Annotated in this window: 11 protein-coding genes; 4 read left to right on the forward strand and 7 right to left on the reverse strand. The window is 69.7% G+C overall.

Annotated elements, in window-relative coordinates:
* Positions 1-43: 43 nt before the first annotated feature.
* From FHS38_RS26460 to FHS38_RS26480, 5 genes are all read right to left on the reverse strand, one after another.
* Positions 44-433 carry a hypothetical protein gene (locus tag FHS38_RS26460; protein WP_184737570.1) on the reverse strand — a complete coding sequence of 130 codons (390 nt, stop codon included), beginning with the start codon at positions 431-433 and terminating at the stop codon, positions 44-46.
* A 99-nt stretch (positions 434-532) separates the two neighbouring features.
* Positions 533-1,696 (reverse strand): catalase family protein, encoded by a 1,164-nt coding sequence (locus FHS38_RS26465; RefSeq protein ID WP_184737572.1) that lies wholly within the window; start codon positions 1,694-1,696, stop codon positions 533-535.
* On the reverse strand, positions 1,693-3,117 hold the full coding sequence (locus FHS38_RS26470; protein ID WP_184737574.1) for a Dyp-type peroxidase: 1,425 nt from the start codon (positions 3,115-3,117) through the stop codon (positions 1,693-1,695). Before FHS38_RS26470 ends, FHS38_RS26465 begins: the two co-directional genes overlap by 4 nt.
* Before the next feature lie 14 nt (positions 3,118-3,131).
* Positions 3,132-4,403, reverse strand: coding sequence for a hypothetical protein (locus FHS38_RS26475; protein ID WP_184737576.1), 1,272 nt, complete (start codon positions 4,401-4,403; stop codon positions 3,132-3,134).
* Between the two features lie 63 nt (positions 4,404-4,466).
* On the reverse strand, positions 4,467-4,925 hold the full coding sequence (locus FHS38_RS26480) for a hypothetical protein (RefSeq protein ID WP_184737578.1): 459 nt from the start codon (positions 4,923-4,925) through the stop codon (positions 4,467-4,469).
* A gap of 391 nt (positions 4,926-5,316) precedes the next feature.
* On the opposite strand from FHS38_RS26480, the gene FHS38_RS26485 reads away from it, so the two are divergent.
* Together FHS38_RS26485 and FHS38_RS26490 are read left to right on the forward strand one after the other, a co-directional pair.
* Positions 5,317-6,657: a diacylglycerol/lipid kinase family protein gene (locus FHS38_RS26485; RefSeq protein WP_184737580.1), complete on the forward strand. Its 1,341-nt coding sequence runs from the start codon at positions 5,317-5,319 to the stop codon at positions 6,655-6,657.
* A gap of 414 nt (positions 6,658-7,071) precedes the next feature.
* Positions 7,072-8,295 carry a beta-ketoacyl-[acyl-carrier-protein] synthase family protein gene (locus tag FHS38_RS26490; protein ID WP_184737582.1) on the forward strand — a complete coding sequence of 408 codons (1,224 nt, stop codon included), beginning with the start codon at positions 7,072-7,074 and terminating at the stop codon, positions 8,293-8,295.
* 56 nt (positions 8,296-8,351) lie between these two features.
* On the opposite strand, the gene FHS38_RS26495 is transcribed toward FHS38_RS26490, so the two are convergent.
* Complete coding sequence (locus FHS38_RS26495) at positions 8,352-8,852, reverse strand: hypothetical protein (RefSeq protein ID WP_184737584.1); 501 nt, start codon at positions 8,850-8,852, stop codon at positions 8,352-8,354.
* 1 nt (position 8,853) lies between these two features.
* Positions 8,854-10,194 (reverse strand): tyrosinase family protein, encoded by a 1,341-nt coding sequence (locus FHS38_RS26500; RefSeq protein ID WP_184737586.1) that lies wholly within the window; start codon positions 10,192-10,194, stop codon positions 8,854-8,856.
* A gap of 229 nt (positions 10,195-10,423) precedes the next feature.
* Between FHS38_RS26500 and FHS38_RS26505 the strand changes: the two genes are divergently transcribed.
* Positions 10,424-11,593: an alginate lyase family protein gene (locus FHS38_RS26505; protein WP_373301867.1), complete on the forward strand. Its 1,170-nt coding sequence runs from the start codon at positions 10,424-10,426 to the stop codon at positions 11,591-11,593.
* A gap of 123 nt (positions 11,594-11,716) precedes the next feature.
* Entirely contained in the window at positions 11,717-12,175 is a 459-nt protein-coding gene (locus FHS38_RS26510; protein ID WP_184737590.1) for a hypothetical protein, read from the forward strand.
* Positions 12,176-12,265 lie beyond the last annotated feature (90 nt).

Below are 12,265 nucleotides of genomic sequence, written 5' to 3' on the forward strand. Positions count from 1 at the left end.
AATTTCCTTCCGGCGTCCGGTGCGGGTGTCGATGAAGACACGGTCAGTGCGTGGCGGGACGGCAGCAGTTCCGCCGCTGGGCAAGGAAGGTGAGGGCGACGTTGACCGTCGAGATCGCCGTGGCGGCCGTCGCCGGCCGCCGGGCGAGCGCCCCTTGCTGCCCGGCCCAGGCGGCTGACAGCGCGTCGCTCGTATGGATGAGCGTGCCGACGCGCAGCGCCCGCTCGAGCTCGTCCGGGTCCCTGAGGAGGAGCAGCTCGGCTCCCAGGACCACGGTGCGCACACCGAACATCCGCAGCACGTAGATGACTGCCGGCCGGCTCGGGTCCGCACCCAGCCGACGGGCCACCACCTGGGGGGCCAGGAGTGCCGCGACGCCGTTGACCAGCCGGATTCCGGCGAGGCCGTATCGCGCGATGGCGTGCCCGTCCATGGTCGTCGCCCCCTTCCGAGGGGTTTTGCATGCCGCGTACGACGCTAGGGCATGTCCTGTCGGTTCGCGCGTCGAGTCCGCCGCGTGGCCGAGCCGCCGTCAGCCACCGGCACCGGGGTCCTCGTGCGGTGTGCCGTTCATCGATTGCCGCAGCCGGGAGAGCCGGAGGTAGACGGCACGGCGGGCACGGTTCTGATTGCCGAGCGGTCGGTGCTCGGGCAGCGCGTGCCAGGGGTTGAAGGAGAGCCGGTCGGCAAGAGCGAACTGTTGCGTCGCGTCGAAATCCTGTCTCGGCAGACGGAGTGTGGCCACGGGAACGAACGGCGACAGCCGTTCGGGCCAGACCACCGAGGCGTTCTCGATCGGCATCCGATGCGGATCGGTTTGCAATTGGACGAGGAAGTCGAAGCTGACGTCCTGCTCCCGCAGCGTCGTGGCCAGGGCCTCCCGCAAGTAGTCGTCCGGCGGGTTCCACGGCGCCCGGGTGCGGGCTCCGTCGCGGGGGACCACGGAGTACTGCATGGCCTGGCCCTCACCGAGCAGATACGGGGTGCAGCTCCAGTACCGGGCCTCCAGGGGGCTGGAGTGTGTTTTGGCGTACAACCCCTGCATCACCATGTCGCACAGATGCGGGTGGCGAGGGCCCAGGAAATACAGGAGGGGGGTGCCGTCGAAGACGTGCCGCTGCAGCTCGAGGTTCTCGATGACGTCCGGAGTGGTGAAGGTCGGCGCACTGATGCCCGTGAAGTCCTGGGTGCCTTCCTCGTCGTCGAGCAGCTTCTCGCCTTCGACGCCGAGCAGTTTCACGCCGATGCTGAGGACGCCGTTGTCCTTGATGTCGGGCGGCGACAGGGGGCCCGGTCCGGCGAAGCGGACCCAGGCCCGGAAGGTCGCCGGGCGGCTGAAGACACCGTGGCGCAACCGCTCGGGCAAGCCGGCGGCCACGGTGAACTCTCCGCGCACGACTCCGTAGGTCTTGGTGTTCCCGGCCCGCTGCGCGCGCCCGGGCGTGTATTCGCGTTCGATGAAGCGGCCCATCTGACGTGCGATGTCCTCGGCGATCCCGGCTTCCTCGGGCCGGACCCTCTCCTCGGCGAGACGAAGGTGTTCGTCGCGGCGGCGGACGTTGACGATCCACTGCACCAGAGCCTGTACCGGCCGGCGCAGCAGCCGGTCGAGCAGCGGCCGGATGTAGGGGTCGACGCGCCGTTCGAGCTGGACGCACCACAGGATCGCGTCGTTGACCCGCTGTGCCCCGGTCATCGTTGCCCACCCTCGCCGGTGGCCGTACAGAGAAAGCGCAGCGCCCGCAGTCCGGGGAGGAAGAAGTAGGCGCCACCGCGTACGGAGACGAACTGCGGCAGGTCGAGGCGGCGGGTGCGCAGGGGCTCTGCCTGTTCGGTGAAGGTGGAGCGGTGGTTCCGGCGGGGTGCGACGAGTGGGTCGGGGGAGTCGTAGAGCCCGTTGAAGTTCGGATTGTTCAACCAGGTGTGCTGGATGAACTCGAACTGGCGGGAGATGTTCGCGTTGAGGCAGAGGAAATGCAGCCCGCGCTCGGTCCCGCCCCCCGGCCCGCCGTCCGCGTAGGCCCGGCCCCGGCGCAGGAGCCGGTGCCGTCTGCCGATCGCGACCGATTCGGCCGACCCCGGCCGGGGGTCCAGCGAGTCCCGTGGGTTGGCGCGGCGGACGTGTGCACCGAGGGGGCAGCGCAAGCCGTCCCGGTCGGTGGCGAAATAGCCGAAGTCGTTGTCCGTGGCGAGGGCCGGGTCGTCCCGCAGCGGTGCGTGGACCAGCGGTGCGCCGCCGGGCCAGCGTCCCACCATGCGGGCGGCGAGCGCGTCGCGCGCGTCGGGGTCGCCGCTGCCGTCGGGGCGTCTCGTTGCCTCGTCGAGGTAGCCCCAGAACGCCTCCACGTCTTGACGGAGCTGCCGGAAGACCAGATAGCTGCCGTTGTGCCCGAGGTCCGCGCCGGTGCCACCGGGCACGCGGGGCAGCAGGCCCGCGGTGTCGTGCGGGGGCGGCAGCAGTGGCCGGTCCGTCAGCAGGCCGTACTCGTTGGGGTAGCCGAGGACGAACTCCCCGGCCTTGACCACCTCGCCCCCGGCTGCGCTCCCGGCGCCGGCGGCCGTGGCTTTGGGCAGCCCCTCGATGAGCGGCTGTGAGATGCCGTCCCGGAAGCCGAAGGGTTCGCGTTCGGTCAGCTCGGCCGTTCCCAGCCGGACGACCTCGGCGAGAGAGCCCGTGGCGAGGGCGACCTGGCGTACTTCGGCTTCGAGCCGTCCCAGCCCCGGCTCGTCCCGCGCGTACAGCAGGGCGACGGCGTGCACGGGAGGGGTGGCCGGGCCGCCCCACCGCCAGTACCGAGGGGCGTTCTCCCCGGTGTCACCGAGGAAGCGGCTGCGGTCGGGGTCGGTCATCCCCGAGACGAATTCCTCGGGAAATCCCTCGGGGCCGGGTGTTTCCAGTCCCAGAAGCCGCATACCGTCCGCGGTGAAGGCGAGGTTCACGGCGGTGTCGGACGGCTCCGCCCGGCCGCTCGTCACCCGTGGTGTCAGCTGACCGAGCGCGGCACGCGCGCCCGCGGGGTCGGTGATCGACAGCATCAGGAAGCTCGCCCACCGCAGGGTGCTGTAGCCGCGGGTGATGAGTCCCTGCATGTCGTCGAGGTCCAAAGTCGCCACCATCACGTCCCCCTTCCTCAGAGCAGGGCGAGCCAGGCCTCGGTCTCGGCCGGGCTGAGCGTGCCGAACAGGCCCGCGCGTACGCGCGCATTGGTGCGGAGGTTGTGCGTGGTCAGGGTGTCGTACGCGGAGTACCAGACCTGCGTCGGCAGCTGGTGGGAGCGGAGGTAGTGCTTGAAGGCCAGCTCGTCCTTGGCGCCGTCCAGCACCAGCCACCGGGTACGCGGATAGCCCAGCCCGTTGCTGAAGACGGCGTTGAGGCCCCAGGCGACCTTGTCGATGAAGTCGTCCATGTAGCTTTCCAGGCTGCCGTCGTAGTTGCTCGCGAAGATCACCCGCCGTTTGCCGTCGATGAACAGCCAGCGGGCGAAGTGAATGGTCTTGACCCCGGCGAGGTTCCCCCGCTTGAAGAAGTGGCGGACACCGTAGTCCACGACGAACAGGATCGCGGTCAGGGTGCCCCGCCTGAACCGGCCGGGCTTGACCGCGCCGACGGCGGTGAAGGGGTTCTGCGCGGCGAAGTCCTCGTAGGAGGCGAGTTCGCGCACATGGTCGCGGTCCGGACGCTCCCGGCTGGGCACGTCACGGCGCTCGCGCCATCGCAGCAGTACGGCCCACACCGGCAGGCCGATCACGAGGAACGGCAGCAGTACCAGGCCGCCCAGCGGTACGCCGAGGAGATGCGCCGCCTGGCGGATCCGCCATCGCAGGGCGGGCGACGCGGGCCGTGAACGCGCCCAGGCCAGGTCCTCGCGACCGGTGACGTATTCCTGGACGGCGGCGCGTATCCGGGTGGGACTCGAAGCCGACAGTTCCGCACGGTGCCGGTCGAGGAAATCCTCGATCGCCTCGCGCAGCCGGGCCTCGTTCAGCATCTGCTGCCGTCCCCGGCCGACCGTATTGACGTAGAAGGCCGCGCACGGCACGCGATGCGACCGCAGCCAAGCGACCCGCTCGCCCTCCGAAGCCCCGCCCGCCGGGTACCCGTCGCAGTAGGCGAACACCTTGTCCAGCTCGTCACCCGCTCTACGGACGAGATCGGCGAGGTGGACGGAGGGAGGTACGTCCACCTCGCTCATGTAGACGACGCTGGGCGGCAGCAACGTCCCGGTGCTGTCCGGCCCTTGGGGCACCAGGACCAGCCGCGCGAAATGGACCCCCGCCACCTCGGCGAACCGGAAGACCTCACCGGCCCCCTGCCGGTTGGCTTCGTTGAGCACCTCCCGCACGTCGTCCACCCGGTCGGGTGGCACGGTGGCCAGGACGGTGACTGCCGACTGGTGTGGCATATCCAGCACCTCCACCCTGCCCTCGCGGCTGACAGGCCGTTGCCTGTGGTGTGTCAGGACGTCTCAGGTATGCGGACCGGTGAAGTGCAGGGAGAAATTGAGGATCCTGTGCCGCCCCCAGTAGACGATTCCCAGATAGAGGTGGGGGCCGATCTGGCGGATCTCGTCCCGTATCCGGTGTGCGAGCACAGAGGTGCGGGAGTAGTCCAGGACGATGCATTCGCCGTCGTCCAGCCAACTCGAGTTCCGGTACACCTTCGCGCGTATCGCGCGCACGCCGAAGGGCGTGACCTTGTTGCGCAGTCCGCCGCCGTCGCGGTCGAAGACCTTCCCCTGCCACGCGAGGAGGCGCGCCGACGCGGCCACCGCCTTGGACACCGTCGCACCGCGTGCCAGGAGCACGGTGCCGCGTCCCTCGCCTCGAGGTATCTCCCCGGGGGGACTGGCGCGGAACAGCCGGTCGAGCTCCGGCCGAGACATGGTCAGCAGCTCGTCGACGTCCGCCCCCGTGTCGTGGCTCATCGCATCCTCCAGGGCGGTCCCACGAGTCGCGCCGTCTCCTGCCCGCGTCGGGGTGCGGCGTCCCTGCTCGCTCGCCAGCCCCCATCGTATTTCGGTTCACATGGCCCGGCATCTCACAGCCGTCACTCTTCCGTGCCGTCCCCGGGACCGGCGGACCTCCGGGAGAGGTGACCGGGATACGCGTCAAAGGGGCGACGGGATGATCTTGAAGTCCTGAGAGGCCCGGCCACGTGGGCGGCGGGTGCCACCGATGGTGATGCCGCGCGGGGTGACCGCTCGTACCCTGAAGTGGATGCCTGCGGACGTTCATGTCCACGGGAAGTCGGCTCACCCGGTACACGGTGCTCGAGATTCCTGTCCGGCAGCCGGTGGAGCGGTGGGAGGTTGCCCCATGAGCAGGCGCTGGACCGCGCGTCTGGCCCTGGTGGCGGGCGCAGCGGCGCTTGTGGTGCTGGTGGTCTTCGCCGGGCTCGGAAGCCTCGTGCTCATGGGGGTGGGGTGGGCAGGACTCGCGCTCACGGCGGCCGGCGGATGGTGGATGCTCACCCACACCGGCTGGATCAGGGTGCTGGCCGCGCTGCTGGTGGTCGCCGCGCCGCTCGGTGTCCTGCTTCTGTACGCGGCTGCAGGGCTGTTGTGGGTCGTGCTGGTCTCGCTCGGCCTCTGGGCGCTGGCCGTTTCCGCAGGCAGGGCCGCACTTGCCGAAGACACCTCGCCGAGCATGCCGGAACGCTCCGTCAGCCGGGCCGCGCGACCGTTCCTGATCATGAATCCGCGCTCAGGCGGCGGAAAGGTCGAGAAGTTCCACCTGGCGGAGCGAGCCAGGGCCCTTGGTGCCGAGGTCGTCGTGCTGGATCCGGACCGGTGGCAGGATGTGGCCGAGCTGGCTCGGCAGGCCGTCCAAGGGGGAGCCGACCTGCTCGGCGTCGCGGGTGGTGACGGTACGCAGGCCTCGGTCGCCGCTGTGGCCGCAGAGCACGACATTCCCTTCATGGTGATCAGCGCCGGCACCCGCAACCACTTCGCCATGGATCTGGGCCTGGACCGGCAGGATCCCTCCCGATGTCTGGAGTCACTGACCGACGGTGTCGAACTGCGCGTCGACCTCGGCTACCTCCATGCGGGAGAGCCTGCGGACCGGGGCGCGGGGCAGGTCTTCATCAACAACGCCTCGTTCGGCGTGTACGCGGAAGTCGTGCAGAGTCCCGCCTATCGCGACGACAAGGCCCGCACCATCCTGGAGATGCTGCCGGATCTGCTGACTCGCCACAGCGGCGCACGGCTGAGTGTCCGTGCCGGTTCGTCGACCATGGACGGTACCCAGGCCGTACTGGTGAGCAACAACCCCTATGAAAGGGGCGACTCGGCGGGACTGGGGCGCCGAGTGCGACTGGACTCCGGCGAGCTGGGGGTGCTGTGTGTCAGCGTCGGCAACGCCGCCGAAGCGACGGAGCTCCTGCTGCGCGGCAGGCAGGGCCGCGGGCTGACCGCGACCACCGCCCGAGAGGTCGTCGTCGACGCCGACGCTCCCCACATCCCGGTCGGTGTCGACGGCGAGGCCCTGATGTTGCCCACCCCGGTGCACTGCCGCCTCGCCTCCGGCGTTCTGCGCGTGCGCGTGCCCCGGCATCGCCCCGGCGTGCCGCACGGCGCCCCACCGATGGACTGGCGCCGGGTGCGGCGTCTGGCGCTGACGATGGGGCGGGTCGCGGCAGGACGCGGTGCCGCCTGAGCGAACGGCTGGTGTCGGTCCGGCCGTCGAGCCGTCGAGCCGTCGGCGGCGGTGGCCGGTCCGCCGGCGGCTGTGGCCGTCGCCGTCACGATCGACAGGACTCGACGGCTGACACGGGGTCGGTGGGCTGGTGGGCTGTTGTCCGCTCAGCCGATCCCTTCCGTTCCGGATGAGCCATGAACACCATCGCCGTGATGGACAAGCAATTCTGTGTGGTCTCCAGGTACCGGCGTCTCCAGGAGCCGCTCCCAGCGTCTGAAACTGGCAAGATCCTACAAATCTTCAATGTCGACTTCCGTGGATCACAGCAGGTAATCACTCGAAGACCCCCTGGCAATGTGGCTGATGAGTTGATTCCCTCCCCGCAATCGTCCAGGCGGGGAGTTGTATCTCTACTACAAGGGGGTTCATCCGGTGAACGCTGGCACGAACGATGTGGTGGTCACAGGTCTGGGGGCCACGACGCCGCTCGGCGGGGATGTCGCTTCGACCTGGTCGGCGATGCTGGCCGGGCAGTCCGGGATCAGCCGGATAACGGAGGAGTGGGCAGCCGACTTCCCCGTGCGGATCGCGGGCAGGCTCAAGGTCGAACCGACGGAGGTCCTGGACCGGGTGCAGGCCCGCCGCATGGACCGCTGTGAGCAGATCGCGCTCGTCGCCGCCCGCGAGGCATGGGCCGACGCCGGCCACCCCGACGTCGATCCGGAGCGGCTGGCCGTCGTGATCGGCACGGGCACGGGAGGTGCGTTGACCCTCCTGGGCCAGGACGACGTACTCGAGTCCTCCGGAGTGCGGCGCGTGTCTCCCCACACCGTCCCGATGCTGATGGCGAACGGTCCGGCCGCGTGGGTCAGCATCGACCTCGGAGCCCGGGCCGGGGCCCACACCCCGGTCAGTGCCTGCGCGTCCGGGGCCGAGGCGATCGCGATGGGGATGGACCTGATCCGACTGGGCCGGGCAGACGTGGTGGTGGCAGGCGGAACCGAAGCCTGTGTCCATCCGCTGCCGCTGGCCGGGTTCGCCCAGGCCAAGGCCCACTCGAGGCGCAACGACGATCCTCAGCGGGCATCCCGGCCCTTCGACGTCGACCGCGACGGCTTCGTCATCGGTGAAGGATCCACCGTGGTGGTCCTGGAGCGCGCCGAGTTCGCCGCCGCCCGAGCGGCCCGCGCCCACGCGACACTCGCCGGAGCCGGCGTCACCTCCGACGCGTACCACATCACCGCCGCACACGCCGACGGCCAAATCCGCGCCATACGCCAGGCCTTGACGGCCGCGCGACTGTCACCGCTCGACATCGAGCACGTCCACGCCCACGCGACGTCCACGCCCCAGGGCGATCTCGTCGAGGCCGAGTCCATCACCGAAGCCATCGGCACCCACCCGGCCGTCACCGCGACCAAGTCCATGACCGGCCACCTCTTCGGAGCGGCGGGAGCGATCGGCGCCCTCGCCGCGATCCTCGCGGTCCGTGACGGCGTCATCCCCGCGACGCAGAACCTCGACGCCCTCGACCCGAGGGTCAAGCTCGACATCGTCGCAGGCGAGCCCCGGCGAGGAGGGCTGAAGGCGGCGCTGACGAATTCATTCGGTTTCGGCGGCCACAACGCCTCGCTCGTCTTCACCCCTGCTCCCTGAACCGACGCAGAAGGCCCCGCCGTCCGGGCGGGGCCGTGAGGGATGTGCCCCTCCGCTCAGTGCAGTTGCCGTACACCTGTCACGTCGCGGACGAAGACCGAGCGGGTGTCGGCCGGGCGGTACCGCTCCTTGACGGTGAACGCTTCGGGGGTGCCGGTCGCGGGCGTGTCCGGCGGTTCGAAATACAGGACGTAGGTCTTGGCCGTGTCTGATTCGTCCGCCAGCTGTAGCCAGCCTTCGTAGCCGGCTGCCGGGAAGGTGCCGGTAGCCGTGACGGTCACCGCGGTGGCCGTCCGGTTGAAGGCGTATTGCGCGGTGCCGAGCTCCAGGCGTTTGCGGGCGCCGTTCTTCCAGCGTCTGAAGAGCTCGATCCACTCGTCGGGCCACGGCCCGCCGCCGGCGACCGGCGGCATGTCGCTCTCCAGGCGGGCGAGGATGTCGTCGGCCTGCGCGACGACTGCGTCGTAGTCCCAGAGGTCGACCGCGAAGGCCATGTGGTCGCGGTCCGTCGCCCGGAACATGGGCTGGATGTGCAGCTCGAAGACGGGCGTGCGCATGCTAGCCGTACACCTCCATCAGTACGTCCTTCAACGCGACCTCCGCGACGAGTCCGGCCGGTTCCCGGGCCTCGCCGGTGGGGGCGGGAGAGGGGACGTACTGGAGCGTCAGCACATGCTCCCCGGCCGCCGTCGGCGTCGAGGCCAGCACCGCCGTCACATCGAAGCGCGCGGTGCAGGAGGTCGGGTGGTGTGCCGGCGGTTCGTGGCCTCCGTGGTGACCATGGCCTCCGTGCGGGCCGTGCGGGGTGCCGTGGCCGCCGCCGTGCCCACCACCGTGCGAGCCGTGGTGCGCCCGCCACATCGACACGTAGCCGACGCCGTAGCTCCGCGCGAACGCCTCGTCGTCCCGCCGGAACTCCACGTCGGCCGGGTGGACGAAGCCCCGCAGCGTATAACTTCCGGTCACCGGCACCTTCAGCTCGTCCAGCCTCACGACCACCCATCTGCCCAGGTCGGGCGGGGGCGCGAGACGGAACTGCACCCGGGCCTTCTCGCGCAGCTCCATCGTGAAGCCGGCCTCGGACACTGCCTCCAGCGGCTTTGTCATCACCAGCTCACGAGGCGGCGACGGCGGCGGAACGGGCACCCCGAACGCCGTGTCGAGCTGCTCGGAGTACTCGTAGGCGTAGTCCAGGTCCAGAGCGTCGCGGAAGTCCGCGACCTTGTGTTTGGGCTGGTCCAGGAACCCGCGCAGGTCGTGGTCCGGCGAGGTCGGGGGCGGTGATCCGTTACGCCGTTGCCACTCCGCCCAGAACAGGTCGATGAAGCAGTGGAAGCTGAAGTAGATCGGGTCCTGGGCCGCCGTCCCCGGGTCGGCCATCAGACCACCGATGAAATCGGGGTGCATGTAATTGTGGGGCCCCAGCTCGAGTCGGCCGTAGTCCCCGCCCGGGTGCGCTTCCGGGAACCCGCCGAACTTGCCCGGGTCCGTTTCGGTCGTCACGATCTCGAGCGTGTCCGGTGGCAGGGGCGTCGGGGAGAGATTGCGCCCTGGTGAGGACAGGCCGGGCCGGTCGAAGGCGGCCGGGAACTTCCCGGTCGGCTGGGCGTGGATCCAGTCCCAGTAGGGCACGGTGACGTTCGCCGTCCTGGGCGGATCCGTTCCTTGCAGGAGCTTCTCGAAGTAGTGCAGGTGCGCGCGATGCCACGGCAGGAACAAGTCGCTCCCGTGCTCGCACGGGCCGACGAAGACGTCGTTGTGCAGTGCGGCCTGGAAGTCGTATCCGGCCGGATCGTCGGGGTCCGCCGCCGAGCGCGCACGCAGGATGTCGACCGCGTGGATGTAGTCGTTCAGCTGACCCGCACTCAGTTCGTTGATGTCCTGACGGCTCTTGGGCATGGCGGTGCCTCCAGTCGCGAACGAACGTAGACGAGCCGTCGACGCGTGGGCGGCACGCGTCCGAACGTGGGCGTGGCACCCGGCCCGGGTCTCCCATTGGCGTACTACACACGGCGCCCCGGCCTGTGAGGGAGTGACGCTTACAGCACCGACTTGGAGGTGTGCTGTGTCCGGACTACGCAGCAACGGCATCAGGCTGTTGCTTCGCCTTACGGCTCTGACGGTTGCTCTGCTCGCTACATTGACGTCGCCGGTCTCGCTGGCGGATGCCGCCGGTACGGCGGAACCGGTGGTACGGCAGTCCGCGCCCGCGCGCGGATTCAAGCATCCGGGGGTGTTGGTGAGCAAGGCTCAGCTCAACCGCCTCCGCAAACGAGTCAAGGCCGGTGGTGAGTGGCGATCGTCGTTCGTCGCGATGCGTCACAGCCGGTACGGGTCGCTCGCGTACACCGCGATGCCCGTCCGGGTCGTGGAGTGCCCGCCGGACGACCGGCCCGGTTACGGGTGCGTCGAAGAGCGGCAGGACGCGATCGCCGCGTACACGCAGGCGCTCCTCTGGTACATCACCCGGGACCGCGCGCACGCCCGCAAGGCCGTGCAGATCATGGACGCCTGGTCTGCCGTGGTCAGGGACCACACCGAGGGCAATGCCGGGTTGCAGGCGGCATGGGCCGGCAGCTCCTGGGCGCGGGCCGCGGAGATCATGCGGCACACCTACGGCGGCTGGCCGCGAAACCGGGTGCGGCGGTTCGCCGGCATGCTGCGCACGGTCTACCTCCGTGAGGTGTCCGTCACCGCACCGGACTACAACGGGAACTGGGACCTGGCCATGACCGACGCCGCCATGGGGATCTCGGTGTTCCTCGACGACCGGCGCGGCTTCGACAGGGCCGTGCGCAGGTTCCGTGCCCGCGTCCCGGCCTACTTCTATCTCAAGTCCGACGGCCCCCTGCCCAAGCGCCCGCCGGGCGGCCACATCAGAACCCCCGACAGGATCAGGGACTACTGGTTCGGGCAGCGGAGGTTCGTCAACGGCCTCGGCCAGGAGACCTGCCGGAACTTCACCCACGTCGGCTACTCCCTCGCGGCCACCGCCCACATCGCGGAGACCGCCTGGCACCAGGGCCTCGACCTCTACGGCGAGGTCGGCAAACGGATGCAGGCAGCACTCGCCCTCCACGCCCGGTACCAACTGGGTGCCGACGTGCCGCGTTGGCTGTGCGGCGGGAATCTGGACCTCGACATGGGGCCGGACACCGAAGTGGCCCTCAACCACTTCCGCAACCGGCGGGGCGTCTCGATGCCCCAGGCCCAGCGGGTCGCCCAGCGACTGCGCAACGTGGGAACGGACGACCTCTTCGTCGCCTGGGAAGCCCTGACCCACGCGAAGAACCGCTGAGGCGTGCCGATCGTCGACCGGAGCGGGCAGTGCACACACGACGCGTGCACGTGTGTGCCTGTGCCTGCACGCTACCGTCGGTGAATGCGCATACCACCGGATCGGACGTCCGCGGCGGAGGAGATGGCGATCTCGGCCCAGGTTGCGGTGCGTGAGGTCGCCCTGCACATGGAGGAGGCGTTGAGCGGTGCCGACCATGCCGTCGGCATCTCTCTGCCGGTCGCCGTGCCGCTCACTGACGGGTTTCCCCCACGCGTGTCGCTGGCGCAGGTCGCGCAGTCGGCTGCGAGCCCTGACGGCGTCGCCGGTGTACGGCCGATCAAGCCGCTTTCGCGCTGGTACCAGGAAGTACGGCGGGCCGTCGAGTCGATGGCTTCACGTCGGAACACCGTGCCTGTGGACGTGCCTTCCGGTGGCGCGGGGAACCTCGTCGCAGCCATCGAGCAGCGCCTGGGAGTGGTACGGATCGCCGCGGAGATCGACCTGTCCGACGACGGTACCTGCTCCGCCGCTTGGCGCAAGGACTTCCTGCTGGTCACGCGGTCTCACGTCGCCGTGCTCACTTTGACCATCGACGACTGATGTCTGTGTATGCCGGAGGGCGGCGGCACCGGTGTGGTGCTGCCGCCCTTCGGCGTGTGTGGGGGTCGACTCCTTAGTAGGCGGAGTTGA

The organism is Streptomyces netropsis (assembly GCF_014203545.1).
GTDB classification, from domain to species: Bacteria; Actinomycetota; Actinomycetes; order Streptomycetales; family Streptomycetaceae; genus Streptomyces; species Streptomyces netropsis.

Coding starts and splice junctions, on each gene's coding strand:
- FHS38_RS26460 (WP_184737570.1), bottom strand. CDS start 433: ATGGACGGGCACGCCATCGCGCGATACGGCCTCGCCGGAATCCGGCTG.
- FHS38_RS26465 (WP_184737572.1), bottom strand. CDS start 1,696: ATGACCGGGGCACAGCGGGTCAACGACGCGATCCTGTGGTGCGTCCAG.
- FHS38_RS26470 (WP_184737574.1), bottom strand. CDS start 3,117: ATGGTGGCGACTTTGGACCTCGACGACATGCAGGGACTCATCACCCGC.
- FHS38_RS26475 (WP_184737576.1), bottom strand. CDS start 4,403: ATGCCACACCAGTCGGCAGTCACCGTCCTGGCCACCGTGCCACCCGAC.
- FHS38_RS26480 (WP_184737578.1), bottom strand. CDS start 4,925: ATGAGCCACGACACGGGGGCGGACGTCGACGAGCTGCTGACCATGTCT.
- FHS38_RS26485 (WP_184737580.1), top strand. CDS start 5,317: ATGAGCAGGCGCTGGACCGCGCGTCTGGCCCTGGTGGCGGGCGCAGCG.
- FHS38_RS26495 (WP_184737584.1), bottom strand. CDS start 8,852: ATGCGCACGCCCGTCTTCGAGCTGCACATCCAGCCCATGTTCCGGGCG.
- FHS38_RS26500 (WP_184737586.1), bottom strand. CDS start 10,194: ATGCCCAAGAGCCGTCAGGACATCAACGAACTGAGTGCGGGTCAGCTG.
- FHS38_RS26510 (WP_184737590.1), top strand. CDS start 11,717: ATGGCGATCTCGGCCCAGGTTGCGGTGCGTGAGGTCGCCCTGCACATG.